The organism is Tianweitania sediminis (genome assembly GCF_017813335.1).
GTDB classification, from domain to species: domain Bacteria; phylum Pseudomonadota; class Alphaproteobacteria; order Rhizobiales; family Rhizobiaceae; genus Tianweitania; species Tianweitania sediminis.
In genome coordinates this window covers 675,724-701,470 of record NZ_JAGIYY010000002.1, presented here as the reverse complement: position 1 = coordinate 701,470, position 25,747 = coordinate 675,724, and the positions used below count along the sequence as shown (strand labels likewise).

The window sequence follows — 25,747 nt, the reverse complement described above, 5'->3', positions numbered from 1 at the left end:
AGCGCAACGCTCGCCACAAGAACAAGATCAGAACAGACCGTCCGCGCACCCTCCCAGGCTGTGGTTTCTGTGGACAGCTTAAGGTGATTGTCTTTTGATGCCGATTAAGAGCAAAGTGCAGACCTGCCCGCCGGCGGTCGCGACGATCCGACGCGACTGTATTCCGGACCGGGAAACCCAATTGTCGTGGCTCGGCCAGCGACCAGAACAAACCCGGTGAACAGGACTTCCATCATGATCGGTACACGGACCATGGCCCGCTTGCTTTGGGCGCCATCGCTTCTGCTGTTGTTGCCGCTTGGCGCTGCCCAGGCGGCGGACCTGCAGCGATTGGGCGAAAGCCTGAAGGCAGCGGCCTCCGCACAGGACATGACCCTGGAATGGTCGGACCTCACCGGAAACGACGCAAGCGCGACGCTCAACAACGTCGTGCTGCGCTTCGAATCCGTCGATGATCCGGTCGAGGTCGGCACGGTCACGCTGACCGACATCAGCGAGGAAGCAGATCACTTCCTGATCGGAGAAGCCCGGCTGCCGGACTACAACGTCACGGAGGAAGGCGTCTCGGTCAGTGCCAGCGGCATCTCGGTGAATGGACTGGAAGTGCCTTTTGCGACAAGCGCCGAGCGCGAAGCGGGGCTCCTTCTTTATGACCGCGCTGGCTTGGACAGCGTCTCGATCACGCAGGACGGCACGCAACTGTTCGAACTCAGCGGCTTGAACGTCACACTCACAAAGCCCGAAAGCGAAGACGATCCACTTGAGTTTTCCGGCACAGCCAACAGCTTTTCAGCCGACCTTTCAAAGGTGGAGGATGTCCGAACCAAAGCGGTTCTTGACCAGCTTGGTCTGCAAACTATTTCCGGCGACTTCAATGTCGCAGGCTCGTGGAACCTGCAAAGCGGCCGCCTGGTTGTCGATCAGTATGACCTAAAAGTAGAGAATGCCGGCACGCTCGGCATCACGTCGGATCTGTCGGGCTATACGCCAGCCTTCATCAAGAGCCTTCGGGAAACCAGCGAGAAGATGGCCAACGCGCCGGAAGACCAGCAGTCGGCACAAAGCCTTGCAATGCTCGGCCTGATGCAGCAGCTGAGCTTCAACCGCGCGTCAATCCGCTTCGAAGACGAGGGCCTTACCCGCAAGATCCTGGAGATGATCGCGTCCCAGCAGAACACCACGGCGGATTCGCTCGCCAACCAAGCCAAGGCCATCGTGCCCTTTGCGCTGGCGCAGCTCAACATGCCGGATTTCGCATCCAGTGTTTCACAGGCCGTGAACGCCTTTCTCGATGATCCCCAGAACATTGAGATCACCGCCGCGCCGGCAACCGGGGTTCCCTTCGCGCAAATCATGGCGACGGCCATGTCGACCCCGCAGGCGCTGATCAAACAGCTCGGCGTTTCCGTCACAGCAAACGAGTGACGAGAAGCCAACAGGACGCATGCATAAGCCCGGCTCAGGCCGGGCTCTTTGTATGCTCCATCCAGGCCTGGCAGCAGGTCGCGATGATGATGCGGGACGCCTGCAAGAGATCCTCAAGCGTCATGTCATTCGAAGGACTTGCGCGGTCTTCTTCCAGCAAAGGGGGAACATGGATGAAGCCCGCCATCTCCGGCTCGTAACCGGCACAAAGCCTCGAGCGCGCGAGATAAAAGAGGTAGTTGCACAGGTAATCGCCGGCATCATCGGAAAAGGACACCGGCAGCCCTGCCCGAACCAGCTCCTCATGAAGTGCGAGGAGCGGCAGGCTTGACGGCAGATGCTCGCCGCCTTCGTGGATGTGGGCCACAGGTGGGGCGAAGCCCACATTGTCCGGTCGACCCACGCCAAAAGCGTTGCGCGCCAAGCGTTCCAGGGTGATGCTCTGCGCTTCCGCGCTCAAACCGAAATGAATTGCGATGTCGGGGCTCGCGGCCTTGCAGGCATCGGCAAGACGAAGCGGCAGCCCTCTGAAGTCGACCGGATAAACTTCTGTCGTCAATTGGCAGAGGTCGGCATAGCGATCCCGTTCCGCTTCGATCAGCGGGATCAAGTGTTCCGTCGGATTGAGCGGCGCACCGGGGAAAACGGAAAAGCCGGTGACGAGGACGCGCGGCAAACGAACTCGCTGCGCATCCTCCTGCACCGTCCTCAGTCCTTCTTCACCGGAACCGGGCGCAGCGCCAGTTCACGAAGCTGCTGCGGGGTTGCTTCCGACGGCGCGTTCATCAGGAGGTCGTAGGCCTGCTGGTTCATCGGGAACATGGTGATCTCGCGCAGGTTCTTTGCGCCGCAAAGCAGCATCACCACGCGATCGATGCCGGCCGCCATGCCGCCGTGGGGCGGTGCGCCATACTGGAACGCCCGGTAAAGGCCGCCGAAGCGCTCTTCAACCGTTTCGCGCGACAGACCCACCATCTCGAACGCCTTGACCATCGTTTCAGGCAGATGGTTGCGGATGCCACCCGACGCGATCTCGAAGCCGTTGCAGACCATGTCGTACTGGAATGCCTTGATGGTCAAGGGATCCTGACCCTCAAGCGCTTCAATACCGCCCTGCGGCATAGAAAACGGGTTATGGGCGAAGTCGATCTTCTTTTCGTCTTCGTTCCATTCAAAGAACGGAAAGTCGATGATCCAGCATAGCGCGAACCTATCACGGTCGACGAGGTTCAGTTCCTCGCCGGCGCGTGTGCGCGCATCGCCTGCAAACTTGTAGAACTTCGCGGGATTGCCGGCGACGAAGAAGGCAGCATCGCCATCGTCCAGGCCGAGCTGCTGGCGCAATGCTTCGGTGCGTTCTTCGCCGATGTTCTTGGCGATCGGACCGGCGCCCTCGATCTTGTCGCCTTCCTTGCGCCAGAAGATATAGCCGAGGCCCGGCTGCCCTTCCCCTTGAGCCCAGGAGTTCATGCGATCGCAGAATGCGCGCGAGCCGCCGGTCCTGGCAGGAATTGCCCAGACTTCAGCCTTTGGATCATTTGCCAGGATGTTGGCGAAAACCTTGAAACCCGAACCGGCGAAATGCTCGGATACGGCCTGCATTTCAATGGGGTTGCGCAGGTCCGGCTTGTCGGAACCATACTTGCGGATGGCGTCATCATACTTGATGCGCGGGAAATCCTGCGTGACCGGCTTGCCTTCAGCAAAGGTCTCGAACACGCCGCGCAACACCGGCTCCATGGTGGCCAGGATATCCTCCTGTTCCACGAAGCTCATTTCGAGATCGAGCTGGTAAAACTCGCCTGGCAGACGGTCGGCGCGCGGATCTTCGTCGCGGAAGCAAGGCGCGATCTGAAAATAACGGTCGAAGCCCGACACCATGATCAGTTGCTTGTACTGCTGCGGCGCCTGCGGCAGCGCGTAGAAGGTGCCGGGATGGATGCGGCTCGGCACCAGGAAGTCGCGTGCGCCTTCCGGGCTGGAAGCGGTCAGGATCGGCGTCGAAAATTCGGTGAAGCCAGATTCGCCCATGCGTTTGCGCATTTCGGCTATGATCTTCGTGCGCTGTACAATGTTTTTGTGCAGCGTGTCCCGGCGCAGGTCGAGGAAGCGGTATTTGAGGCGAATGTCTTCCGGATAATCCGGCTCGCCAAACACGGGTAGCGGCAGCTCCTTGGCAGCGGACAGCACTTCCATGTCCTTGGCGAAGATCTCGATCTCGCCGGTGGGCAGGTTAGCGTTCACCGTTTCAGGCAGACGCGCCTTCACCTCGCCATCGACGCGGATCACCCATTCGCCGCGAACGGTTTCGGCGATCTTGAAGCACGGCGAATCGGGATCGGCCACGATCTGCGTCAGGCCGTAGTGGTCGCGCAGGTCGATGAAAAGCAGGCCGCCGTGATCGCGCACGCGATGGACCCATCCGGATAGACGAACGGATTTGCCAACATCGGCTTTGCGGAGTTGAGCGCAGGTGTGGCTGCGATAGCGATGCATGATGGTTCCTGATGAAGCGGGCGTGCGGAGGCCGCCGACTTGAAGCGGCCCTGCAAAATCGGCGCGAAAAGCGCATGCGAGGCTGAGATTGTCAAGGCAAGCAGCTAGTGGCTTGGCGCAGGCTTGCAATGCCAACTGGCCCAGCCGCCTCCGGATTGCGCAATAGCCAGAACGGCGTGACCTCCTTATAGCTGACGGACGGACCACCCGGACGTGCCATGAGCTCTTTGCGACCGCTTATTCCCCTGCTCATCGCCGCGGGCATCCTGCTAGGCGGGAACGGTTTGCAGGCAACGCTGATCGCGATACGCGGCGCGGCCGAAGGGTTCGAACCCGCCACCATCGGCTGGATGGGCACGGCCTATTTCACGGGCTTCCTGGTGGGCTGCATTTTCATCACCCGAATGCTGCAGGCAGTGGGGCATGTGCGGACCTTCGCTTCGCTGGCAGCGATTGCCTCCGCGGCGACCTTGATGCTCATTCTGTGGATCGATCCGATCGTCTGGTCGGTGGTGCGCCTGGTGACCGGGTTCTGTTTTTCCGGCCTTTTTACTGTCATGGAAAGCTGGCTCAACCAGGGAGCCTCGAACCAGGACCGGGCGCGCGTCCTGGCGCTTTACCGCATCGTGGATGTGACGTCTGTTACGGGTTGCCAGTTCCTGATCCCGGTTGTGGGCACCGACGGCTTTACGATCTTTGCGATCATGACGATGATGATCACCTTGTCGCTGGTGCCGGTGTCGCTGGGCGACCGCTCGAACCCGGCGGCGCCGGTCGACGTCAAGCTCGATCTGAAGCGGGCCTACCAGATCTCACCGTTGGCCGCTTTGGGCTGCATTGCCATCGGTATGACCAACGGCTCCTTCCGAACCATGGGACCGGTTTACGCCGAGCAGATCGGCCTGTCTGATACGGGCATCGTGGCCTTCGTCAGCGCCGGCATCATTGGCAGCGTCCTTGTTCAGTACCCGATCGGATCGCTTTCGGACCGATGGGATCGCCGCAAGGTGCTTCTCGTTGCGACCGCCATCTCCCTCGTGGCTGCGCTCGCGCTTTCGTTTCTTGCCGGGTCTGATCCCCTCATAAACATCGGCCTTGTGTTTGTGTTTGGTGCCTTCGCGATGACGCTGTTTTCGCTCTGTGCCGCACACGCCAACGACCGGGCCGAGAAAGGCGAGTTCGTGCTGATTTCGGCAGCGCTGATGCTGTTCTATTCGATCGGCGCCGTGGCCGGACCTGTGCTCGCGTCCGCGCTCATGCAGATCCAGGGCCCGTCCGGCCTCTTCGTCTTCACCGCAGCGATCTATGTCGTTCTGATTGGGGTGACGCTTTACCGGATGCAGGTGCGGGGAAAGGTCCCGCCCGAACAACGAGGACGCTTCACAGCCCTGTTGCGGACATCACCCTTGTTTTCGCGGCTAACGCGAAAGAAAGACGATCCTTCCTCGCCCCTGGCCGATGGCTGATCGACACAGGAAAGACCCTCAGGCCTTGACGTCGGCGTTTCTCGCTGAAAACTGCGCCCGAAAACTAAAGGCGCTTTGATGAATCTCATTCAAACTCAGTCAGAACTCGAGCAAGCCATTGCGGCCTTCGAGCAGGCCGATTTCGTGACCGTCGACACGGAGTTCATCCGCGAAACGACATTTTGGCCGGAACTGTGCCTGATCCAGATGGCAACGCCTGACCAGACTGCGCTGATTGACCCTTTGGCTGAGGAGATCGACCTCGCACCGTTCTTCCGCTTGATGGCCAATCCAAATGTGACGAAGGTATTTCACGCCGCGCGGCAGGACATTGAAATTATCTTCCACCTCGGTGGCCTGGTGCCCTCGCCTGTTTTCGATTCGCAGATCGCGGCCATGGTGTGCGGCTTCGGCGAAAGCGTGTCCTACGATCAGCTCGTGCAGAAGATCACTGGCGCTCACCTCGACAAGTCGTCGCGCTTCACGGATTGGCGGCATCGCCCCCTTTCCGCCAAGCAGCTCGAATACGCGCTGGCCGACGTCACCTACCTCATCCCCGTTTACCTTCATCTGCGGGCGCAGCTCGAGCGTGAAGATCGCGCGCACTGGCTAAAAGAAGAAGCTCTGATCCTGACGGCGCAGGACACCTACGACCTGAAGCCGGAAGACGCCTGGAAGCGGCTCAAGATGCGGTTGCGCAAGCCGCAGGAATTGGCTGTGGTGCAGCACGTCGCGGCGTGGCGCGAGCGCGAAGCGCGGAGCCGCAACGTTCCCCGCGGGCGTGTTCTGAAGGACGACGCAATCTACGAGATCGCGCAGCAGCAGCCTGTCGACGCCACGGCGCTGGGACGTCTGCGCACCACGCCTAAGGGTTGGGAGCGATCGTCCACGGCAGCAGAACTGCTGGCCACGATCAAGGAAGCGCTGGCCACGCCGAAGGACAAGTTGCCCAAGCTGCCGCGCCATACACAGGCTTCGGAAGGAACAAATGCGGGCGCAGAGCTTCTCAAGGTTCTGCTGCGGATCGTCGCCGAACAGAAATCGGTCGCGCCCAAGATGCTGGCATCCAGCGACGACATCGAACAGATCGCGTCCAAGGGCGAAAGCGCCGACGTTCCGGCCCTCCACGGCTGGCGACGCGAAGTGTTCGGAGAACAGGCTTTGAAGCTGATCCGGGGGGAAGTGGCGCTAAAGTTCGAGAAGCGGCGGATTGCCGTTGTTGACGCTCCGAACTGAGCGTCAATCTTCCACTTCGAGCTTCAGCTGCCGATTGGTGACCTTGGCAAGATGCGCAAGGCGGCCTGCGGGGCGTTCGCCGTTGAGGTGAGCCAGGTCGCGCGGAAGAACAAGCGACAGCGTGCCGTCCTTCGCTTCGCGCCATTGCAGGCGGGGAAGCACACCGGGCATGGAAGCCGACAGCAAATACACAACGCGCATGATTGCGCCGAGCAGCCGTGCGCGCTCCAGGAAATGCGGTCCCGCCAGGTTTGCCAGTTCCGGTGCGAAGCGATCCTCGAAGACGCCTTCATGGCGGAACAGGTTGGCGAGCGCAATGAAGGCGCGGCCGGGATGGTCGATGCCCGTAAACGACGCATGCGCGATGATGTTGAGGGACTGCACGCCCCGGTAATCAGGGTGGGCGCGCCATCCGATGTCCGCCAGAAGGCAGGCGGCATGGCGCAAGCGTGCTTCCTGCTCTGTTTCCACGACCCCGAAGGTCTTCAAGGAACTGCCGACCCAAGCGGCAAGCTCGTGCGCATGCTTGACCGAGCGCGCGCGAAGCAGCGCCAGTTCCTCGGCCGCAGAAATCAACGGATCAACCGCGCGCTCTTCTTCTTCCAGAAGCGAGAACAGAAAGCCTTCGCGAACGCCGAGCGCTGACACCACGATCTTGGACGGCATCATGAGGGCGGCAATTTCGTGCAGCACGGCTGCGCCATAAGGCAGAAGGCTTCGGCGATTCTTCGAGATCTGCTCGACTCCGCGCATCTTGTCGAACTCGCCCCGCGCGACCTGGCGCAGGAACGGCGCAGAGTCCTTCAGGTCCATCTCATAATGATGCATGACGTTGAGCGGGTAGTTCGTCGACATCATGTGAAGGCGGGCGAGATTGCGCCATGTGCCTCCAACCGCATAGAAGGTGCGCCCTTCCCCCTTGCCGAGGAGCGACGCGCGCTGCAACTGTTCGCGAATAATCCGGCCGGCGTTCTGCGGCGCGTTCTTGGTCACGTCCTGCAAGCGCAGTCCACCGAGCGGAAGGGTGATGCCCTCCCCGATCGTGGTGTTCGCCACATCCACCAGTTCAAGGCTGCCGCCGCCGAGGTCACCGGCGATGCCATCGGGCTGGTGAAAGCCGGAGATCACGCCCATGGCCGAGAAGTAGGCCTCCTCGCGGCCGCTCAGGACGCGGATCTCCGTTCCGAGGATGCCCTCGGCGCGCTGAATGAATTCCGGACCGTTTTCCGCTTCTCGGGCCGCAGCCGTTGCGATCACATGCAACGCTTCCGAACCCGCCTGTTCGGCCAAAGCGCGGAAACGGCGGAATTCTTCCACCGACCGCTGAACGGCTTCAGGGTCGAGCTTGCCGGTTGAAACAATGCCGCGGCCGAGTCCCGCCAGCATCTTCTCGTTGAACAGCACAGTGGGTGCGCGCGCGATTCCCTCGTAGATCACCAAGCGAATGGAGTTCGACCCGATGTCGATCACGGAGATGGGGCGACGGTCTGGTAGTCGCCCTTGCGAAATCGCCATCATACGCCGGCTTCGACGCTCCCTTTCTTACGCTTCTGCCGGGTAATGCGCTTGGGCGCCGATTGTTTCAGAGCATCGCCACGACCGGACAGGCTCGGATTGGTCATGAAATATTCCTGAGCGTTGAAGGCTTCTTCCGCGCCGTCCCAAACGATCCGGCGAGACGTGCCGTCGGCGAGTACTTCAAAACTCTGCTGGTTGTCCATGATGTTCCCCAGCATGATCTGGCCGAGGATCTGCTCCTTCACCGTGGGATTGGTGATGGGCACCATGGTTTCCACGCGGCGATCCAGGTTGCGCGGCATCATGTCGGCCGAGCCGATATAAACCAGCGCTTCCTCCGATGGCAGACCATGGCCATTGCCGAAGCAGAAGATGCGGCTGTGTTCAAGAAAGCGGCCGATGATCGATTTCACACGGATGTTTTCGGACAGTCCCGGAACCTGCGGGCGCAAGCAGCAGATGCCGCGAACCACCAGATCGACTTCGACGCCGGCCGCTGACGCGTCGTAGAGCGCGTCGATGACGATCGGATCGACCAGCGCGTTCATCTTCATCCAGATCTGCGCGGGTCGCCCGGCTTTCGCGTGCTCGATCTCGCCTGCAATGTGCTGGAGAATGCGATTGCGCAAAGTGAATGGCGAGATCGCAAGCTGCATCTCCTCAGCCGGCTCTGCATAGCCGGTGATGAAATTAAAGACCTGCGATACATCTCGGGCGATGGTCGGATCGCAGGTGAAGTAGGACAAATCGGTGTAGATGCGCGCCGTGATCGGGTGGTAGTTGCCCGTTCCCAGATGCACGTAGTTGCGCAGCCGGCCCTCTTCGCGACGCACGATCAGCGACATCTTGGCGTGGGTTTTCAGCTCCACGAAGCCGAACACGACCTGCACGCCTGCTCGCTCAAGGTCGCGTGCCCAGCGGATGTTGGCTTCTTCGTCGAAGCGGGCCTTCAACTCCACCAGGGCCGTCACCGACTTGCCGGCTTCGGCGGCATCGGCCAGTGCGCGCACGATCGGGCTGTCGTTGGAGGTGCGATAAAGCGTTTGCTTGATCGCCAGAACGTCCGGGTCGGCCGCGGCCTGGCGCAGGAACTGCACCACGACATCAAACGACTCGTAGGGGTGGTGGACGACGATGTCCTTTTCGCGAATGGCCGCGAAACAATCGCCGTTGCGATCGCGGACGCGCTCGGGGAAGCGCGGGTTGTATGGCACGAACTTCAGATCGTCGCGCGGCACCTGCGTCAGTTCTGAAATCTGGCTGAGCGCGAGCGGCCCGCGCAGCACGCTGATGCGGCTTTCCGGCACGGCCAGTTCGCGTGCCACGAAGCTGCGCAGCGCTTGTGGCGTCCCACTGTCGAATTCGATGCGGATCACCTGCCCGCGGCGGCGACGCTTCAGCGCTGTTTCAAAGAAGCGCACGAGGTCCTCGGCTTCTTCCTCGACCTCGATATCGCTGTCGCGGATAATCCGGAACGTGCCGGAGGCCTTCATCTGGTAGCCAGGGAAGAGCTTGCCGATGAACATTTCAACGGCTTCCTCGAGCAGCACAAGGCGCACCTGGCGGTCCGCGTCCGGCAAGCGGATCAAGCGGCGCAAGGCGGGCGGCAAGCGCACAAGCGCGGTCATGCTTTCGTTGAGCCGCTTATGCTTGAGCTCCAGCGCCATGGTGAAGCCGAGATTCGGGATAAACGGAAATGGATGAGCGGGATCGATCGACATCGGCGTCAGCACCGGGAAGATCGTGTCCATGAAATGCGCTTCGAGCCAGGCCTTTTCTTCCTTCCCAAGGCTTGCAGGGCGCACCGTCTCAATGCCCTGGGCCTTCAGCAACTCGCCGAGCTTGCCGAGGCTTGCTTCCTGGTCTTCCTGCAAACGCCCGACTTCAAAAAGGATGCGCTCGAGCTGTTCTTCCGGCGTCTTGCCGTCCGGGCTCCTTGTTGCGATGCCCTGCCGCACCTGGCCGGCAAGACCCGCCACGCGCACCATGAAGAACTCGTCCAGGTTGCCCGCGGAGATCGAAAGGAAGCGGACGCGCTCAAGAAGCGGATGGTTGGGATTCTGCGATTCTTCGAGCACTCGGCGGTTGAATTGCAGCCAGGAGAATTCCCGGTTCACGAAGCGATCGGGATTGCCCGCAGCCGGTTCGCTGACAGCAACAGCCCCTATCCGCGCTTCCGCGCGCACCGGCTTCATCTCGTTCATCCTTTTCTCCCAATTTTGGCCACGCGGGCAACGGCAACCATAATCCCTTGCAGCGCTTTTGCGACAGTTTCGTCACACCAGCTTGCAAAGCCGCGCTTTCTGTTCCAGATGCCTGAGCACGACCAGAGGAGCTTGTCATGGCTGGCGGCACCATTCCGCATTTCCAGAACGATGCCGGGCACCCGGCAATCGCGATCGGCGTCAAGGAATTCATGTGCGTGGGGGCAAATCCACCCTTCGATCACCCGCATGTGTTCCTGGACATGGGCAGTGGCGACGAGAAGATCTGTTCCTACTGTTCCACCCTCTACAAGTATGATCCAGCGCTCAAGGCAACCGAAACACTGCCGCCCGGCGCTCTTTTCCAGTCGCCGCACGCAGCCTGATACAGCCGGGCATGCTCGACGCGAGCCGCCCGGTTCTGATCGCGGGCGGCGGCCTTGCCGGGCTGACCACGGCGCTTGCCTTTGCAGCAACCGGCACCGCGGTGCGCTTGTTTGAAGCCGCTCCGGCCTTTGGTGAAATTGGCGCAGGGTTGCAGCTTTCCCCCAACGCCACCCACATTCTCGACCGCCTCGGCGTGTTGCCACCGCTCGAACCCCAACTGACCCGCCCAAGCGCAGTAACCCTGTTCGATGCGGCGACGCTGCGGCCGCTCACGGCGATCCCTCTTGGCTCCGGCGGCGAAAAGCGCTGGCGCGCACCCTATGTGGTCGCGCATCGTGCCGCGATCCTCGATGCCCTGCTTGCAACTGCGCGCCGCAATCCGCTGATTTCCATCGAAACAGGCGCCCTCGTGCGCGACCTGGTGATCGGCCATGATGACGTGACCCTTGCCTTTGAGCGAGGCGGCAGCACGCAGACGGCCGATGGCGCGTTTCTGGTGGCCGCTGATGGCGTGTGGTCCGGACTTCGCCGCTTTGCCAACGGGGATCGCCCCGTCGACAGCCGCTTTTCAGGTCTTACCGCATGGCGCACGACCTTGCCGATCGCAGATGCCGAAAGCCTCGCGCTCCCGCGCGTGATCGACTTTGGCTGCGTGTCTACCTTCCTCGACCCCTACGCGCATCTTGTAGCGTATCCGCTGGCGGGCGGCTCCGCCCTCAACCTGGTTGCCATTACCCGCGGCGGGTCGGCTAAGAAGACCTGGCGGGAAGCGGATGGGCGCGACGTTCTCGATGCCTTCTTGCGCCGGTTGCCGCAGCCCTTGAACGGCCTGGCTCGGCTGAGCAACTGGACGCGGTGGCCCTTATACGAAGCGCCGGCCGATCTCACCTGGGTGAGCCACCGCTTCGCCTTGGTGGGAGATGCGGCACACGCGCTGCTGCCGTTTGCAGCCCAGGGTGCAGCGATGGCGATCGAGGATGCAGCCGTGCTCGCAGCCAGCGTTCAAGCTGCAGGTGCAGACCTGGATCGTGGTTTGCAGCACTACCAGGAGGTACGCCGCCGTCGCCTCCATCAGGTTCGCTCGCGCGGTCGTCTTAATCGCCTGGCCTGGCATGCGGGCGGGCCTGTGGCGCTCGCCCGCAACCTGGTTTTCCGCCTCAAGGGACCAGAAGCGCTCGCCGCCGATCTCGACTGGCTTTACGGATGGCGCGAACCGACCCGACCCTAGTGGAGGATCTGGGACAGGAACAATCTCGTGCGCTCGTGCTGCGGGTTGTTGAAGAACTCCACCGGCGTGTTCTGTTCGACGATCTGGCCTTGATCCATGAAGATCACGCGGTTCGCCACCTTGCGTGCGAAGCCCATCTCGTGCGTCACGCAAAGCATGGTCATGCCTTCTTCCGCCAGACCCACCATCGTATCCAGCACTTCCTTGATCATTTCGGGATCAAGCGCCGAGGTCGGCTCGTCGAAGAGCATGATGCGCGGGTTCATGCAGAGCGAGCGGGCAATCGCCACGCGCTGCTGCTGGCCGCCGGACAACTGACCGGGATATTTGTTGGCCTGTTCAGGGATTTTCACGCGGCGCAGGAAGTGCATCGCGGTTTCTTCCGCTTCCTTGCGAGGGATCTTGCGAACCCAGATCGGGGCCAGGGTGCAGTTTTCAAGAATGGTGAGATGCGGAAAAAGGTTGAAGTGCTGGAACACCATTCCCACCTCGCGGCGCACCTCGTCGATCTTTTTCAGATCGTTCGCGAGTTCCTTGCCATCTACGATGATCTTGCCCTTCTGGTGTTCTTCCAGTCGGTTGATGCAGCGGATCAGCGTCGACTTGCCTGAGCCCGAGGGCCCGCAGATCACGATCCGCTCGCCGCGCATGACCTTGAGGTTGATGTCGCGCAAAACGTGGAAATCACCGTACCACTTGTGCATGCCCTGGATTTCCACGGCCACGTCGGTTTCCGAGATGTGCATTCGCGAACGATCGATCTCGGCGTCTTGTTCGGCAACGGCGTTCTCAATGACCATATCCGTATTTCCCAGAGCGGTTGCGCCTTGTTGTTGTTGCAAAGATCGGCCCTTCGCTAGCGACTATGGCCGGTGTCCAGCCGCCGTTCCATGTAGATGGAATAGCGCGACATCCCGAAGCAGAAGATCCAGAACACGAAGCCCGCGAAGATCAGACCCGACATCGGCGTTTGCGGCGAGGCCCACGTGGCATCCGAGAAGTTCTGGCGAACGATCCCAAGCAGATCGAACATGCCGATGATGTAAACGAGGCTGGTGTCCTTGAAGAGCCCGATGAAGGTGTTGACGATCCCCGGGATCACCAGCTTCAGCGCCTGCGGCAGAACGATGAGGATCATCTTCTGCCAATAGCCGAGGCCGAGTGAATCGGCGCCTTCATACTGGCCCTTGGGAATGGCCTGCAGACCACCGCGGATCACCTCCGCCATGTAGGCGGAGGCAAACAGCGCCACGCCCACCAGCGCGCGCAGCAGGCGATCGAAGGTCATGCCGGCGGGCAGAAACAGCGGCAGCATGACGCTTGCCATGAAAAGGACGGTAACCAGCGGAACGCCGCGCACGATCTCGATGAAGACCACGCACACCATCTTCACGATCGGCATCTTCGAGCGGCGGCCAAGCGCAAGCACGATCCCCATCGGAAGCGAAACAGCGATGCCGACGAAGGAGATCACGAGCGTGACGAGGAGACCGCCCCACTGCTGGGTCGGTACGTAGGGAAGGCCGAAATAGCCGCCAACCAGCAGGAAAAACGCGATCACCGGCACGCCGAAGAAGAAGAGGACGGCATTCAGCGCCTTGTAGGGTGCGTTTGGCATCAGTAGCGGAATGAACAGCAGCACGAAGATTGCGGCCACCAGGTTCACGCGCCACCGCTCGTCGAAGCTGTAGCGGCCATACATGAACTGCTCGAACTTCGAATTCACGAAAGCCCAGCATGCGCCCGACCAGCCTTCCGGCTGAACGCCGCCTTGCGCAATGGTGGCGCATACGGAGCGATCAGGCCCTGTCCATTGCGCGTCTATGAACGCCCAGTTCAGCAAGGGCGGTACAAATGCAATCACCAGAAGCACCCCGATAACCGTCAGAACGATGTCCAACGGCGTCGATAGCAGGTTGGTGCGCAGCCACCTCAACACGCCGCGCTCGGAGACCGGCGCAGTTTGCGCGTTGATCATCTCGGCGCGGACGAAAGTCATGTCATGTTCTTGCATCGGCGTAGCCTTACCGCTCGACCAGCGACATGCGGTTGTTGAACCAGTTCATGAACACGGAGGTGGTCAGGCTGATCGTCAGATAAACTACCATCCAGATCGCAACCACTTCGATCGCCTGCCCGCTCTGGTTCATGGCGGTCTGGCCGATCTGCACCAAGTCCGGATAGCCGATCGCCACCGCCAGCGACGAGTTCTTGGTGAGGTTGAGATATTGGCTGGTCAGCGGCGGGATGATGATCCGCATGGCCTGCGGGATGATGATCAGCCGCAAAGTCGGTCCAGCCCGAACCCCCAGCGCATAGGCGGCTTCGGTTTGGCCGCGCGATACGCCCAGGATGCCGGCCCGCACGATCTCGGCAATAAAGGAAGCGGTATAAAGCGACAGCGCGAGGTAAAGCGACAAGAACTCCGGCTTCACCTGAACGCCGCCGGTGAGATTGAAATTGCCTTTCACGGGCACATCCACGTCGACCGGCATTCCGGCCAGGAAGTAGGCCAGGAGCGGAAGCCCGAGGATCAGCAGAATGCTTGTGCGCAGCACGGGGAACTGCTCACCGGTGGCCATCTGCCTTGCCCGCGCCCAGCGATAAACCAGAACGCTCATCACGAGGCCGGCTATCAGCCCCGCAAGGATCAACCAGGATCCTTCGTTGAACACGGGCCTTGGTATGAAGAAGCCGCGATTGTTCAGCCAGGCATTGAAGCCGATCGTGTCGTCCCAGCCGATGAGGCCGAAGGGTGTCTGGATGCCAAGCGGGATGCCGACTTCAAGGCTGTCGCGGGCTCCAGGCAGCGCCGACAGCACGCCCAGATAAATAAAGAAGATCACCAACAGCGGCGGAATGTTACGAAACACCTCCACATAGACCATGCAGATCTGGCGGATCAGCCAGTTGCGGGACAAGCGTCCGACGCCAACCAGAAAGCCGATGATGGAGGCGGTGATGATGCCGGTGACGGCAACCAGCAGCGTATTGAGCAAGCCGACAAGGAAGGCCTGTCGATACAGCGAGTTGGAGCCGTAGGGGATGAGCGATTGCGCGACGTCGAAGCCTGCGCGCGCATCCAGGAAGCCAAAGCCCGAAGCGATGTTCTGGCGGCGCAGATTGTCGGTCGTGTTGCCGACGATCCACCAGATAAACAAGGCAAGAAGAACAACGAGCACAACCTGAGCAATGATGCTGCGGACCTGCGGATTGTTCAAAGCAGAACTGCGCGATGTCGCTGCTGGCCCTGGAAGATGCGTGCTGTCAGTCGCCATGACACCGTCGGGTTGCGAGAGGGTGGGTAATTGGGGAGCGGCCGGAGCCGCTCCCCTTGTGGCGGTGGTTAGCGGATAGGCGGCGCGTACATGATGCCGCCCTTCGACCAAAGGGCGTTCAGACCGCGGGCGATCTTCAGCGGCGAGCCGGAACCGATGTTGCGTTCAAAGACTTCGCCGTAGTTGCCGACGCCCTTGATGATATTCACCACCCAATCGTTAGGAAGACCGAGATCCGCTCCGAGCGTTGAACCCTCTTCCTTGCCGAGGATGCGGCGAACTTCCGGATTGGTGGAGGTGTTCGCCATTTCCTCGACATTGGCCTGGGTGATGCCGAGTTCCTCGGCAATAATCATGGCATTCAGCGTCCATTTGACGATGTCCAGCCACTGATCGTCGCCCTGGCGTACGGCTGGTCCAAGCGGTTCCTTGGAAATGATTTCCGGCAGAACGACATGGTCATCAGGCGCAGCAAGCTGCAGGCGGATGGAATAAAGGCCCGACTGGTCGGTGGTGTACACGTCGCAGCGGCCCGACTCATAGGCGGCGTTCACTTCTTCCAGTGCCTGGAACACAACCGGGTTGTATTCCATGTTGTTGGCGCGGAAATAGTCCGCCAGGTTCAGTTCGGTGGTGGTGCCGCCCTGAACGCAAACCGAGGCGCCCGAAAGCTGCAGCGCGGACGTGATGCCTTCCAGGTTCTTCGCGTTGATCATGAAGCCCTGGCCGTCATAGTAGTTGACGCCGGCAAAGTTGAAGCCAAGCTTGGTGTCGCGGCTCAGCGTCCAGGTGGTGTTGCGGGCCAGAAGGTCGATTTCGCCGGATTGCAGAGCGGTGAAGCGCTCCGTGGCATTGGTGGGCGTGTAGTTCACCTTGTCCGGATCGCCGAGCACGGCTGCAGCAACAGCACGGCAAAGATCGACGTCAAAGCCTGTCCACTGCCCCTGGTTATTCGGCGAAGCAAAACCCGCCAGCCCTGTGTTGACGCCGCAACGCAACGTGCCCCTGGACTTCACGTCGTCCAATGTCGCAGCGGATGCGACCGACGATGCGGCGGCGAGAACGCCGGCGCCTACCAAAAGCTTCACGAGATTCTTCATTCGTACCAACCCCTTTTTCCTGCCGGGCTTCCAGCCGGCTTGCCGAAACGGAACGCGGCGAACCTGACATAAACGCTGCCGGGCTCAACCATGACACGCATCGAATGCCATTATGATCCAGCGGTCAAGCATGAAAGGGCCAGCGCGCTTCTTTGTTGTGCAGAATCAACCGGCTGCCTCGCAGCAGCCGCAGGCGTGAAGATCACAGTTTCGCCATGGGTGGCACATGTGGTTTGCGGAACCTTGGGACTGGCAGAAGCTCGCCGGGGTGGATGCGGAACGCGACTTCCCGACGGGCAAGCCAGCGCGCAAGCGCGAGCGTAAACAGGAAGCCGACCGTGAAGCCGCCAACGATGTCGCTCGGGTAGTGCGCGTCGGCTGCCACCCGCGTGGCCGCCATGAACAGCCCTGCCCCCAGGAAAAGCCAGCGGAAGCGCGGCAACCAGGCCATTAGGATCACCGTCAGGGCCGCAGCCGTGGTGGAATGGCCGGACGGAAAGCTGGCGAAGTCATGGGCGACCGTGAAAGGATCGAGGTGCAGCGATCCGAACTGTTCATATAGAACGGGCCTTGCACGGCCGAAGATGATCTTGAGGATGTTGGTGGTCATCAGCGAACCAGCCACAGCCGCGAAAACAATGCCGGCCTGCGCATAAAGGTTGGACCAGACCCTGCGGGCGCTGCTGTGGGGCTCGCCCCAGTCGACAACGCCTGCAAACAGCACCAAGAACGCTGCCGGCACCAGATACCACTGTGAGCGCACGAGATCGGTCCAGTTCGCCATGAAGTCGCGCAGAGCGTTGTCGTTTGCGCGAACGGCGGCGTTGATTTCCCCGTCAAAGAAACTGAGAACCACGATCAGCAGGGTGGCGCTCCAGGCGATCACCGTCATGGCCGGCGCCCAAACCGGGTCGGTCGCTTCACCCACAGGCATCCGGATCTTGGCGTGGCCCTGGCGGAAGCGTGTGAGGAGATGGCGGGGGGACACAGAACGGCGTCCGGTTTGCGCGTTCAGCGGGTCAGGTCGGATATCAGGCAAGTATCGGTGGTCCTTGAGATCAGATGACACGGTCACAGTTGCGTCAAACGTAGCGCCCGCCTAATCCAATTCCCATTCACTTTCACGAGGATCGTTATGGCACGCGCAAACGGTGGGGACAGCAACCGGTTCAAGGGCATCAACACGCGCCTGGCGCATTCCGGGCATGATCCGCACGCCTATTTTGGCTTCGTGAACCCGCCGGTGGTTCATGCCTCGACCGTTTTGTTTCCCGATGCCAAGACCATGGTGAATCGGGCGCAGCGATACACATACGGCACGCACGGCACCCCCACGACCGACGCGCTTGCCGCGGCCATCGATGAACTCGAAGGGTCTGCCGGAACGATCCTGGTTCCTTCCGGACTTGCTGCGGTGACTGTTCCGCTGCTCGCCTTCTTGTCGGCCGGAGACCACGTCCTGATCGTGGATTCGGTTTATTTCCCCACGCGACGCTTCGCCAATACGATGCTCAAGCGGCTTGGTGTTGCCGTGACGTATTACGACCCGCTGATCGGCGCCGGTATCGCAGACCTGATGCAGCCGAACACGCGCGTTGTTTTCACGGAATCACCGGGATCCAACACCTTCGAGGTCCAGGACATCCCGGCCATTTCACAAGCGGCGAAAGCAAAGGGCGCCGTGGTAATGATGGACAACACTTGGGCCACGCCCTTGTATTTCCGCCCCCTGGATCATGGCGTCGACATCGTGATCCATGCGGCCACAAAATATCCGGCCGGCCATTCCGACGTGCTGCTCGGAACAATCTCCGCCTGCAAAGATCACTGGCCGGTCTTACAGAGCGCGCATGACACGCTGGGCGTCTGCGCCTCGCCCGATGACGTTTACCAGGTGCTGCGCGGACTGCGGACGATGGGCGTGCGGCTTGAGCACCATGGTCGGTCGGCGCTGGAGATCGCGCGCTGGCTGCAATCGCAAGCGGGCGTTGCCGAGGTTCTTCACCCGGCGCTTCCCTCGCATCCGACCCACGCGCTCTGGAAGCGGGATTTCGGCGGTACAAGCGGCATCTTTTCCGTGGTGCTCGACGGTGGTGGCGAAAGCCAGGCGCATGCCTTCCTGGACGCGCTGGAGGTGTTCGGCCTCGGCTATTCTTGGGGCGGCTATGAAAGCCTGGCAGTTCCTGTGTCGCTGCAGGATCGCACGGTGTCTCGCAGGGACTATGGCGGCCCCGTGATCCGGCTGCAGATCGGCTTGGAGGATGTTGCGGACCTGCAGGAGGACCTGACCGCTGGGCTTCAGGCCGCAAAAAACGCTTGATGCTTGCGAAGAAGCGGCTTGCACCCCTTGCCTTCTCGCGGCGCGGTCTCTAGGACACGCGTCACCCGCCGGAGTGTAGCGCAGCCTGGTAGCGCACCTGATTTGGGATCAGGGGGTCGCAGGTTCGAATCCTGCCACTCCGACCACGGGTTTCTTCTTTAATCGATGCCGGCGCGACGCAGCGGAAAACTCCGCGGCGCTGTCCGGCCTTTGGCAGAAGTCCGCCGCGCGGCTCGATGAACTCACACGGCGTTTCTATCTCGCCTGCCGAATGCGCTGACGTCTTATGCGACCGCGTCGAAGTGGACAGCCAGGTGCTTCTTCAAGGCTGCTTCGGCGACCATGTCGTCGAACTCGCGCTGGCTAACAATGTCTTTGACCGGCAGGATCATCGAAACAGCCTGCGCCGCAGCGCGCGTAGAGATCGACTTTGCGCCCTGGCGAGAGGCGACATATTGCTCAACAACATCGCGAAGGGTCATGCTCTGCTTCCTCGTTAGCATGCGAGCAACTTACGATGCTGACGAAGTCTCGCATTAGCTTTCGTTACGTTCCTGCTAAATACTTCGAGGCGTTCTCCGACTTTTTACCCGTGGACGATGCAGAAGCACTCCGTTGCAGCCTGGAGCTTCAGAGAAGGAGCGGTTTGTCGTCGAAGAAGACGGTTCCTTAGGGTTTTTGCTTGAGGCTGTAGGTCCCAAAACAAACATCCTTTCCGGCATGGCAACCTTGCAGTTCGGTAACCCGCTTTTCCAAACGGACTCGCTCCAGACCGCCCTTTCTTCCATTCGGAAGCACCTTGGCATGGAGGTCGCCTATATCTCGGAATTCGTCGGCGACGAGACCGTGTATCGGGAAGTTGACGCTCCCGGGCTCGAGGCGCTGATCAAAGTCGGGGACAAGCGACCCCTCGACGAGGTTTATTGCCGGCATATCCTGGCGGGCCGCCTCCCCGAGCTGATTTCAGACACATCGCAATATGAACTCGCCCGATCCATGCCGATCACGGCGGCTGTTCCGATCGGAGCGCATATGAGCGTTCCCATCCGCGACAGAAACGGAACCGCAGTTGGGATGTTCTGCTGCCTCAGCCCTTCCCCGAACAAAACCCTGAACGAACGCGACCTTCAGATCATGCGGGTGTTTGCCGACATGGCGGCAGAGCAGATCTCGGAAAAGTCCGAGTCACAGCGCCATGACGCAACCAAGCGGGCCGCCGTTGAAAGCGTTATCGCTGAGGAAGCCTTTTCGATCGTCTACCAGCCCATCTGGAACTTCCTGACCGATCGGCCGACCGGCTTCGAAGCTCTGTGCCGATTTGCACCCCAGCCTTATCGCTCGCCAGACAAGTGGCTGCAGGACGCGTTCGAGGTCGGCCTCGGACCGAAGCTGGAAATGTGCTTGATCAAGAAGGCCGTTACTGCGCTCGCCCGCCTTCCGGAGAACACGTATCTTTCCGTCAACATCTCGCCCGAAACCTTGATCACCCATGTTTCGGAGGTGCTGGAATGGCAGATCCCGTTCGACCGCCTGATTTTCGAGATCACCGAGCATGCCGCAGTTGACGACTACGTTGTGCTCCTTGCCGCGGTTGAAAAGATCCGAGCCGTGGGGGCCGGCATTGCCATCGACGACGCGGGCGCAGGCTATTCGGGGTTGCAGCACATTCTCCGCTTGAAGCCGGAGATCGTAAAGCTCGACATGAGCCTTACGCGTGCCGTGGACAGTGACGACGCCAGGCAGGCGCTCGCGAGCGCTTTGATCTTCTTTTCCCTGAAAACAAGCTGCATCCTTGTTGCGGAAGGCATCGAAACCACGTCCGAACTGCAAACGCTTCGATGCCTCGGCGTTCCCCGGGGACAAGGTTATCTTCTCGGCCGACCCGCCGGACTGGACGAGGTCCTGAACCTGCTCACGGACGGGTGGAAACTCCAGCCCACCGGCTAATTAAAATCGGCGTCCGAGAAGATTATCCACGCGGGACCTTGCGGAATTGCCGATCACGCTCTAAATAGAACACGTCGAACTTGTTGACGAACGTTGTTTTTCCGGCACTGCCGCGCACTGCGATCTTCTTTCTCATTTTCGAAATATCGGGCATTTGGCGCGTTGCGAAATGCCGATCTTGTATGTCGATTGAAAGGACATCGCTATGAACACTGGTATCGTCAAGTTTTTCAATTCCACCAAGGGCTTCGGCTTCATCGAACAGGGCAACGGCAAGCCGGACGTGTTTGTTCACATCTCCGCCGTTGAGCGCTCGGGCATGAGCACGCTCTCCGAAGGCCAGAAGGTCAGCTTCGACATCGTGCAGGACCGCCGCAGCGGCAAGAGCACGGCCGACAACCTTCAGGCGGCTTAAGCTATCGAAAGATGCGCCTGGTCGTTGACCACGGATGAACTGGCAACGACTGCTCAGGCAGCACCAGGAAGGTCGGGTTCGCCCGGCCTTTTTTCTTTTCTGAAAGGATCGAAGCCATGAAAAGCATGCTGGAGCCTGGCATTTTCAAGCCGACGCCATCCCGCGGCGAGGCCAAGAGCGACGCCACAACGCGGTTGGCGCGCGAGATCATGAGCGGCGAGGCCAACGCCCGCATCGCCAAGACCGAGCGATTGCGCGCAGCGCGGCTCGCGCAGGAAGTGGCGGAGCCCGCGGTTCCCCCCGTGGCCAAGAAGACCCGCGGCAAGCGAGCCAAATAGCGCTGCCTCGTTTCGCTCTTTTCTTACGCGGCTGCAGCAACCCTGCGGCCGTGGGCGACAACCTTTTAAGCTTTGCAACCAAGCGGGCGCTGGACTATTGAAACAGCCAAACATCTTGTCGCCTTCCGGAGCCCGGCTCATGTCCGCCAGAATCTTCAGCCCCGCAAAAACCGCCATGCAGTCAGGCAAGGCAAAGACCGGCTATTGGGTGCTGGAATATGATCCTGAAATGCCGCGCAAGATCGACCCGCTGATGGGGTATACCTCGTCGGGTGACATGCGCAGCCAGATCCGCCTCACCTTCCAGACCAAGGAAGAAGCCGTGGCTTATGCGGAAAAGCACGGCATCGAGTTCCGCGTGCAGGAGCCGAAAGAAAGCTTGCGGCGCCAGATCTCCTATTCCGACAATTTCCGCGCCGACCGTCGCACTCCCTGGACGCACTGACTTGTTCTGCGCCTCCGGCGCGGGGTCCCGTAGCTCAGATGGATAGAGCACCGGCCTTCTAAGCCGATGGTCGCAGGTTCGAATCCTGCCGGGATCGCCAATAAAAACAAGTTCTTAGCTTATCTATCCTCCCCCTCCACGTCGCATTTATGTTGCAATTGAGAAGCGTTGATTTTCAACGGTTTGCACCGGTGCGCGGCAAATCGATGCGACGTGGACTGCAACATGAAAACGGAATGACCACATGAGCCAAGTAGCAGTACGCGTTGAAAAGAAGTCCGGCGAAAACTGGAAGGTTCGCGTCTCTCAGGACGGCCAGACAAAGGAAAGCGAGTTCTCAAATAAAGAGGACGCGAAGCGCTATGCCAAGGTTGAAGAGAAGCGTCTCGGCATAGCAAATTAAGCGAGCACGTCTAATCCGTCGGCGTGATTGCGGACATAAAGCGAGACATCGGAATGAGCGACAGTCCGAATGCTGATGAGTTCCTGCAGAGCTATGATCACAACTTCTGCACCGTTGGGCGGCTGAAGGCAACACAATGGCTGAGTTCCTACACCAAACCTTATCTCGGTCCTATTCGGCGTGATCATCTGCTGTATCGCTACGATCGGGCATCTGGTCGTAACCGACTTAGGTCGTATGCAGACTGACCCGAACTACAAGGCCAATCTGTTCAGAACGAGAAAGAAGCACGTGGTGTTGGCTCTCTCTCTCTCGGGCTGTTAGCGTGCGCTCTTATCGGCACCCTCATTGTGCTTGACCATCTTATGGCTGCGACATAGCGACGGGAAACCTAGCGAAAACAACCGCTGGCTTGGGCCTTCTAAGCCGATGGTCGCAGGTTCGAATCCTGCCGGGATCGCCACCCTTCTTCGTTTCAGCTTTCGGCGAGCACCAGCTTGGTGCAGGTCCCGCCCACTCCGTCGCCGTGGGTGATGGTGGCGCCGAGATTGGCTGCCATGGCCTTGACGATGCGCGAGCCGAGACCTGTGCCTTTGGCAACACCCGTGCCGTTCCAGCCGATGCCGTCATCTTCCACCGTGAGAAGTGCCGCGCCATCTTCGGAGCGGCGCAGGATCAGGCGGACCTCGCCTTTTTCCTCGGTCGGATAAGCGTATTTCAGGGCATTGGTGAGCAGTTCCGTGACGATCATGCCAACCGAAACGGCCTTGTCCGTGGGAATGCTGTAGCGATCGAGGTCGAGCTTCACGAGCGGCTTGTGACCGGACGCGCTCATGGATGTGCCGAGCTCTGCCACAATGGTGGCAAGATAATCGTCGAGTGCCACGTTGCGCACGTCGTCGGAGGTGTAAAGGCTGCGATGGAGGTTGGCTATGGCCGAGATCCTCACCTGCGTTTCGGCCAGCGCTTCCTTGGCTCCGGGATCAGCAATGGCAGACGCCTGCATGCGCACGAGGGCCGCAACAAGTGCCAGGCTGTTGCCGACACGATGGTTCACTTCGGCCAGCAGCAACTCGGCGCGATCCTTGGCGGCGCGAATTTCTGCTTCTGCACGCAGATGGGCCTGACGCATGCGCGCCGCGTTGATGGCCTGCTCGAGCGCCTTGGCCAGCAAGGTGACGAAGTCCTCACCAGCCGACTTCAACACATAATCTTCCGCGCCGGCCTTGAGGGCATCGACGGCCAGCGCCGGTTCCATGGAACCCGTCACGTAAACCACCGGAGGCGGATCGGTCAGATCGCGCATCGCGTGCAGCACGGTGAGGCCGGTTCCCGATGCGAGGTAGTGGTCGAGCACAACCGCATCCAGACCGCCTGCCCTGATCCGCGCCAGGCCGGCATCGATGTCGGCTGCATTCTCGACGGTGAAGCCGCGACGCGTCAGCGCTCGCTCCACCAGCCTGACCAGAGCGGCGTCGTCATCAATATGCAGGATGTGAACCGGCCGTGTTTGCACGTCAGGCTGTCTCCGGCACCTGCATCACCGAGAAGAACAGGCCGAGCTGGCGAATCGCATTGGCAAAGCCGTCATAGTCCACCGGCTTCGTGATATAGACGTTCGCGCCGAGATCATAGCAGCGCTGGATCTCACGCTCATCGTCCGTGGTGGTGAGGATCACCACCGGCGAACGGCGCGTGTGCTCGTTGGCCTTGACGCGCTGGAGAATGTCGACGCCGGTCATGTCCGGGAGGTTCAAATCAAGAAGCACCAGCAGCTGGCGACTGGAACTTGCTTGGCCCGACCCGTCAGGTCCAAGCAGGTATTCCAAGGCATCCGTGCCGTTTTGGAAGGGCACAATGGGATTGTTCACGCCTGCGCGGCGAATGTTCTTCTCGATCAAGCGGGCGTGGCCCTCGTCGTCCTCGACCATGACGATCGTGACGGGCCTTGAATCATGGCTCACTTCGCTTCACTCCTTACAACCGATCTGAGATCGAGCGGCAGTTCGACTCTAAAGGTCGAACCCACGCCGAATTGAGACGACACTGATATATCTCCGCCGAGATTGCGAGTCTGCGATCGCACATGGGCAAGACCGATGCCCTCACCGGGCTTGTCCTGGACACCGGCTCGCCGGAACAGATCAAAGACGCGCTCGTGGTCCTGGTCGGCGATGCCGCGGCCGTTGTCGTTGACAGCGATGGCGACGCGATTTCCACGCAGGCGTTCAGCCGAGATGCGCAGGCGCAACGGACGATCTGATGCGCGGTACTTAACGGCATTGTCGAGAAGGTTGCCGACGATCTGGTCCAGCGACATGCGGTCGGAAACGATCCGCGGGACGTTGACGTCGAACTCCACTTCGCCGTCGTTTTCGGCGATCTGGTGGTGAATGCTTGCGACGCTGTTTTCCAGCATCGCCTTGAGGTCGATCGATTCCGGCTTCAAGGGGCGGCGCCCTTCGCGTGACAGCTTCAAGATCGCGTTGATCAGCCCGTCCATCTTGCGGGTCGAAGAGCGGATGAAGTTGATGGCTTCAGGCAGGTCTTCGCCGGCAGCAAGCTTTGCTTGTTCCACATCATCGTCTGTTGCCTTGCCAGGCTCGGCCAGAACATAGGTCTGGATGGACTTGAGCGTAGTTTCGAGCTCGGACGTGAAGCCCATGATGTTAACCAGCGGCGCGCGCAGGTCGTGGGTCACGATATAGGCGAAGCGCTGCACTTCCTCATTGGCCCGGATCAGATCCTGCGTGCGCTCCTGGATGCGCGACTCAAGGCCGACATTCAACGCTTCCACTTCATTGCGCGCAGCAATGATCTCGCGTGTGTAGGTCCAAACGATCCAGGCGGCGGCCGCCATCACCAGCAGGATCAGCAAGCCACCCACGGCGGTGACAAGACGCAAAGCAAAGAAGTTGCGGTCCTGGGCAGTCATTGCGTCGATGATCTGCCCGTCTGCCTGCTCGATGGTTTGCGTGAAAAAGCTCTGCAGCTCGTCCATTAACTGCTTGCCGCGATCGGTCCGGACAGTGGCTATGGCTCCCTCGAGATCACCAGACTGGGCAATCTCGATGCTGCGCGTCATCTCATCAATCTTGCTTTGGATCGCGCCCCCAAACCGGCCGAGATCAGCGTCGTCGTCCAGCAGGGGCTCAACGGCTGCCACCATCTCGCCGTAGAGGGGGATGATGCGGGTGCTTTCCGCCGCGAAGGGTTCGAGATAGGTCGCGTCGTTGGTCAGCAGAAAGCCGCGCTGGCTGCTTTCGGCGACTTGCAGAGCGTTGCGCAGATTCACCGTTGATGCCCGTGCGATGCGCCATTGCGTCAGCGTTTCCGACAGGCTCTGGGACCGCTCGGCCAGGTAAAAGGTGGTGCCAACAATGGCGAGCAACGCCAGGAAGGCCACAACCAGGAACACGGCACTGCTGCGCAGGAATGCAGCGCGGGAGATCGGCATCAATATAATCCTCGAACCTGGCTTCCATGCTGCAAGCCGGGCAAAGACGCCAGAGAAAACTTGCTCCTGATGCGTCTGCCAAGC

24 protein-coding genes and 2 tRNA genes are annotated in these 25,747 nt (G+C 60.5%); 13 read left to right on the top strand and 13 right to left on the bottom strand.

Translation table 11 applies throughout. The features are described from left to right. Positions 1-234: 234 nt before the first annotated feature. Positions 235-1,425 (top strand): hypothetical protein, encoded by a 1,191-nt coding sequence (locus J5Y06_RS10405; protein WP_209335049.1) that lies wholly within the window; start codon positions 235-237, stop codon positions 1,423-1,425. A gap of 34 nt (positions 1,426-1,459) precedes the next feature. Here J5Y06_RS10405 and J5Y06_RS10400 read toward each other — a convergent pair whose 3' ends face one another. Continuing rightward, positions 1,460-2,128 (bottom strand): pyroglutamyl-peptidase I, encoded by a 669-nt coding sequence (locus J5Y06_RS10400; RefSeq protein WP_209335048.1) that lies wholly within the window; start codon positions 2,126-2,128, stop codon positions 1,460-1,462. Positions 2,129-2,133: 5 nt separating this feature from the next. Beyond that, on the bottom strand, positions 2,134-3,921 hold the full coding sequence (aspS, locus tag J5Y06_RS10395) for an aspartate--tRNA ligase (RefSeq protein ID WP_209335047.1): 1,788 nt from the start codon (positions 3,919-3,921) through the stop codon (positions 2,134-2,136). A gap of 218 nt (positions 3,922-4,139) precedes the next feature. Between aspS and J5Y06_RS10390 the strand changes: the two genes are divergently transcribed. Both J5Y06_RS10390 and rnd read left to right on the top strand, forming a co-directional pair. Next, on the top strand, positions 4,140-5,387 hold the full coding sequence (locus tag J5Y06_RS10390) for an MFS transporter (RefSeq protein WP_209335046.1): 1,248 nt from the start codon (positions 4,140-4,142) through the stop codon (positions 5,385-5,387). A gap of 78 nt (positions 5,388-5,465) precedes the next feature. After that, a complete protein-coding gene (gene rnd / locus J5Y06_RS10385) occupies positions 5,466-6,623 on the top strand; it encodes a ribonuclease D (protein WP_209335045.1) in 1,158 nt (385 codons plus the stop codon). A gap of 3 nt (positions 6,624-6,626) precedes the next feature. Here rnd and ppx read toward each other — a convergent pair whose 3' ends face one another. Together ppx and J5Y06_RS10375 are read right to left on the bottom strand one after the other, a co-directional pair. After that, a complete protein-coding gene (ppx, locus tag J5Y06_RS10380; protein WP_209335044.1) occupies positions 6,627-8,141 on the bottom strand; it encodes an exopolyphosphatase in 1,515 nt (504 codons plus the stop codon). Next, positions 8,138-10,345, bottom strand: a complete 2,208-nt coding sequence (locus tag J5Y06_RS10375; RefSeq protein WP_209335043.1) for an RNA degradosome polyphosphate kinase — start codon at positions 10,343-10,345, stop codon at positions 8,138-8,140. Before J5Y06_RS10375 ends, ppx begins: the two co-directional genes overlap by 4 nt. Before the next feature lie 137 nt (positions 10,346-10,482). On the opposite strand from J5Y06_RS10375, the gene J5Y06_RS10370 reads away from it, so the two are divergent. Together J5Y06_RS10370 and J5Y06_RS10365 are read left to right on the top strand one after the other, a co-directional pair. Further along, positions 10,483-10,731, top strand: a complete 249-nt coding sequence (locus tag J5Y06_RS10370; protein ID WP_209335042.1) for a zinc-finger domain-containing protein — start codon at positions 10,483-10,485, stop codon at positions 10,729-10,731. A gap of 11 nt (positions 10,732-10,742) precedes the next feature. After that, positions 10,743-11,960: an FAD-dependent monooxygenase gene (locus tag J5Y06_RS10365; protein ID WP_209335041.1), complete on the top strand. Its 1,218-nt coding sequence runs from the start codon at positions 10,743-10,745 to the stop codon at positions 11,958-11,960. Here J5Y06_RS10365 and J5Y06_RS10360 read toward each other — a convergent pair. The 5 genes from J5Y06_RS10360 to J5Y06_RS10340 form a co-directional block, all read right to left on the bottom strand. Then, positions 11,957-12,760 carry an amino acid ABC transporter ATP-binding protein gene (locus tag J5Y06_RS10360; protein ID WP_280819020.1) on the bottom strand — a complete coding sequence of 268 codons (804 nt, stop codon included), beginning with the start codon at positions 12,758-12,760 and terminating at the stop codon, positions 11,957-11,959. The genes J5Y06_RS10365 and J5Y06_RS10360 overlap by 4 nt on opposite strands. Positions 12,761-12,816: 56 nt before the next feature. Then, on the bottom strand, positions 12,817-13,974 hold the full coding sequence (locus tag J5Y06_RS10355; protein ID WP_209335040.1) for an amino acid ABC transporter permease: 1,158 nt from the start codon (positions 13,972-13,974) through the stop codon (positions 12,817-12,819). A 10-nt stretch (positions 13,975-13,984) separates the two neighbouring features. After that, the gene (locus J5Y06_RS10350) at positions 13,985-15,238 is read right to left on the bottom strand and encodes an amino acid ABC transporter permease (protein WP_209335039.1); all 1,254 of its coding nucleotides are present in this window, start codon (positions 15,236-15,238) and stop codon (positions 13,985-13,987) included. Positions 15,239-15,306: 68 nt separating this feature from the next. Continuing rightward, the gene (locus J5Y06_RS10345) at positions 15,307-16,338 is read right to left on the bottom strand and encodes an amino acid ABC transporter substrate-binding protein (protein ID WP_209335038.1); all 1,032 of its coding nucleotides are present in this window, start codon (positions 16,336-16,338) and stop codon (positions 15,307-15,309) included. A 202-nt stretch (positions 16,339-16,540) separates the two neighbouring features. Beyond that, positions 16,541-17,377: a phosphatase PAP2 family protein gene (locus J5Y06_RS10340; protein WP_209335037.1), complete on the bottom strand. Its 837-nt coding sequence runs from the start codon at positions 17,375-17,377 to the stop codon at positions 16,541-16,543. A 96-nt stretch (positions 17,378-17,473) separates the two neighbouring features. Between J5Y06_RS10340 and J5Y06_RS10335 the strand changes: the two genes are divergently transcribed. Together J5Y06_RS10335 and J5Y06_RS10330 are read left to right on the top strand one after the other, a co-directional pair. After that, positions 17,474-18,658: a cystathionine beta-lyase gene (locus J5Y06_RS10335; RefSeq protein WP_209335036.1), complete on the top strand. Its 1,185-nt coding sequence runs from the start codon at positions 17,474-17,476 to the stop codon at positions 18,656-18,658. Positions 18,659-18,727: 69 nt separating this feature from the next. Then, a tRNA-Pro gene (locus J5Y06_RS10330) sits at positions 18,728-18,804 on the top strand. A 138-nt stretch (positions 18,805-18,942) separates the two neighbouring features. Here J5Y06_RS10330 and J5Y06_RS10325 read toward each other — a convergent pair. Next, positions 18,943-19,140: a hypothetical protein gene (locus J5Y06_RS10325; RefSeq protein WP_209335035.1), complete on the bottom strand. Its 198-nt coding sequence runs from the start codon at positions 19,138-19,140 to the stop codon at positions 18,943-18,945. Between the two features lie 238 nt (positions 19,141-19,378). On the opposite strand from J5Y06_RS10325, the gene J5Y06_RS10320 reads away from it, so the two are divergent. The 6 genes from J5Y06_RS10320 to J5Y06_RS10295 all read left to right on the top strand — a co-directional run bounded on the left by J5Y06_RS10320 (position 19,379) and on the right by J5Y06_RS10295 (position 22,206). Beyond that, positions 19,379-20,605, top strand: a complete 1,227-nt coding sequence (locus tag J5Y06_RS10320) for a sensor domain-containing phosphodiesterase (RefSeq protein WP_209335034.1) — start codon at positions 19,379-19,381, stop codon at positions 20,603-20,605. Positions 20,606-20,810: 205 nt separating this feature from the next. Then, complete coding sequence (locus J5Y06_RS10315) at positions 20,811-21,020, top strand: cold-shock protein (RefSeq protein WP_209335033.1); 210 nt, start codon at positions 20,811-20,813, stop codon at positions 21,018-21,020. A gap of 116 nt (positions 21,021-21,136) precedes the next feature. Continuing rightward, positions 21,137-21,358, top strand: a complete 222-nt coding sequence (locus J5Y06_RS10310; RefSeq protein WP_209335032.1) for a hypothetical protein — start codon at positions 21,137-21,139, stop codon at positions 21,356-21,358. Positions 21,359-21,497: 139 nt separating this feature from the next. Further along, positions 21,498-21,803 (top strand): ETC complex I subunit, encoded by a 306-nt coding sequence (locus J5Y06_RS10305; RefSeq protein ID WP_209335031.1) that lies wholly within the window; start codon positions 21,498-21,500, stop codon positions 21,801-21,803. Between the two features lie 23 nt (positions 21,804-21,826). Beyond that, positions 21,827-21,903 (top strand) — tRNA-Arg (locus J5Y06_RS10300). Between the two features lie 144 nt (positions 21,904-22,047). After that, a complete protein-coding gene (locus J5Y06_RS10295; protein WP_209335030.1) occupies positions 22,048-22,206 on the top strand; it encodes a hypothetical protein in 159 nt (52 codons plus the stop codon). A gap of 475 nt (positions 22,207-22,681) precedes the next feature. On the opposite strand, the gene J5Y06_RS10290 is transcribed toward J5Y06_RS10295, so the two are convergent. Genes J5Y06_RS10290 through J5Y06_RS10280 form a run of 3 tightly spaced genes read right to left on the bottom strand, consistent with a single transcriptional unit; the run spans position 22,682 to position 25,663 of the window. Then, positions 22,682-23,722, bottom strand: coding sequence for a sensor histidine kinase (locus J5Y06_RS10290; protein WP_209335029.1), 1,041 nt, complete (start codon positions 23,720-23,722; stop codon positions 22,682-22,684). Between the two features lies 1 nt (position 23,723). Beyond that, positions 23,724-24,137, bottom strand: a complete 414-nt coding sequence (locus J5Y06_RS10285; RefSeq protein WP_209335131.1) for a response regulator — start codon at positions 24,135-24,137, stop codon at positions 23,724-23,726. Positions 24,138-24,166: 29 nt separating this feature from the next. Then, the gene (locus J5Y06_RS10280; protein ID WP_209335028.1) at positions 24,167-25,663 is read right to left on the bottom strand and encodes a sensor histidine kinase; all 1,497 of its coding nucleotides are present in this window, start codon (positions 25,661-25,663) and stop codon (positions 24,167-24,169) included. Positions 25,664-25,747 lie beyond the last annotated feature (84 nt).

What these genes read in the sequence shown, in the direction of transcription:
- J5Y06_RS10405 (WP_209335049.1), top strand. Translation starts at nt 235, where the DNA reads ATGATCGGTACACGGACCATGGCCCGCTTGCTTTGGGCGCCATCGCTT.
- aspS (WP_209335047.1), bottom strand. Translation starts at nt 3,921, where the DNA reads ATGCATCGCTATCGCAGCCACACCTGCGCTCAACTCCGCAAAGCCGAT.
- J5Y06_RS10390 (WP_209335046.1), top strand. Translation starts at nt 4,140, where the DNA reads ATGAGCTCTTTGCGACCGCTTATTCCCCTGCTCATCGCCGCGGGCATC.
- rnd (WP_209335045.1), top strand. Translation starts at nt 5,466, where the DNA reads ATGAATCTCATTCAAACTCAGTCAGAACTCGAGCAAGCCATTGCGGCC.
- ppx (WP_209335044.1), bottom strand. Translation starts at nt 8,141, where the DNA reads ATGATGGCGATTTCGCAAGGGCGACTACCAGACCGTCGCCCCATCTCC.
- J5Y06_RS10375 (WP_209335043.1), bottom strand. Translation starts at nt 10,345, where the DNA reads ATGAACGAGATGAAGCCGGTGCGCGCGGAAGCGCGGATAGGGGCTGTT.
- J5Y06_RS10370 (WP_209335042.1), top strand. Translation starts at nt 10,483, where the DNA reads ATGGCTGGCGGCACCATTCCGCATTTCCAGAACGATGCCGGGCACCCG.
- J5Y06_RS10365 (WP_209335041.1), top strand. Translation starts at nt 10,743, where the DNA reads ATGCTCGACGCGAGCCGCCCGGTTCTGATCGCGGGCGGCGGCCTTGCC.
- J5Y06_RS10360 (WP_280819020.1), bottom strand. Translation starts at nt 12,760, where the DNA reads ATGGTCATTGAGAACGCCGTTGCCGAACAAGACGCCGAGATCGATCGT.
- J5Y06_RS10355 (WP_209335040.1), bottom strand. Translation starts at nt 13,974, where the DNA reads ATGCAAGAACATGACATGACTTTCGTCCGCGCCGAGATGATCAACGCG.
- J5Y06_RS10350 (WP_209335039.1), bottom strand. Translation starts at nt 15,238, where the DNA reads ATGGCGACTGACAGCACGCATCTTCCAGGGCCAGCAGCGACATCGCGC.
- J5Y06_RS10345 (WP_209335038.1), bottom strand. Translation starts at nt 16,338, where the DNA reads ATGAAGAATCTCGTGAAGCTTTTGGTAGGCGCCGGCGTTCTCGCCGCC.
- J5Y06_RS10335 (WP_209335036.1), top strand. Translation starts at nt 17,474, where the DNA reads ATGGCACGCGCAAACGGTGGGGACAGCAACCGGTTCAAGGGCATCAAC.
- J5Y06_RS10325 (WP_209335035.1), bottom strand. Translation starts at nt 19,140, where the DNA reads ATGACCCTTCGCGATGTTGTTGAGCAATATGTCGCCTCTCGCCAGGGC.
- J5Y06_RS10320 (WP_209335034.1), top strand. Translation starts at nt 19,379, where the DNA reads ATGGCAACCTTGCAGTTCGGTAACCCGCTTTTCCAAACGGACTCGCTC.
- J5Y06_RS10315 (WP_209335033.1), top strand. Translation starts at nt 20,811, where the DNA reads ATGAACACTGGTATCGTCAAGTTTTTCAATTCCACCAAGGGCTTCGGC.
- J5Y06_RS10310 (WP_209335032.1), top strand. Translation starts at nt 21,137, where the DNA reads ATGAAAAGCATGCTGGAGCCTGGCATTTTCAAGCCGACGCCATCCCGC.
- J5Y06_RS10305 (WP_209335031.1), top strand. Translation starts at nt 21,498, where the DNA reads ATGTCCGCCAGAATCTTCAGCCCCGCAAAAACCGCCATGCAGTCAGGC.
- J5Y06_RS10295 (WP_209335030.1), top strand. Translation starts at nt 22,048, where the DNA reads ATGAGCCAAGTAGCAGTACGCGTTGAAAAGAAGTCCGGCGAAAACTGG.
- J5Y06_RS10285 (WP_209335131.1), bottom strand. Translation starts at nt 24,137, where the DNA reads ATGGTCGAGGACGACGAGGGCCACGCCCGCTTGATCGAGAAGAACATT.
- J5Y06_RS10280 (WP_209335028.1), bottom strand. Translation starts at nt 25,663, where the DNA reads ATGCCGATCTCCCGCGCTGCATTCCTGCGCAGCAGTGCCGTGTTCCTG.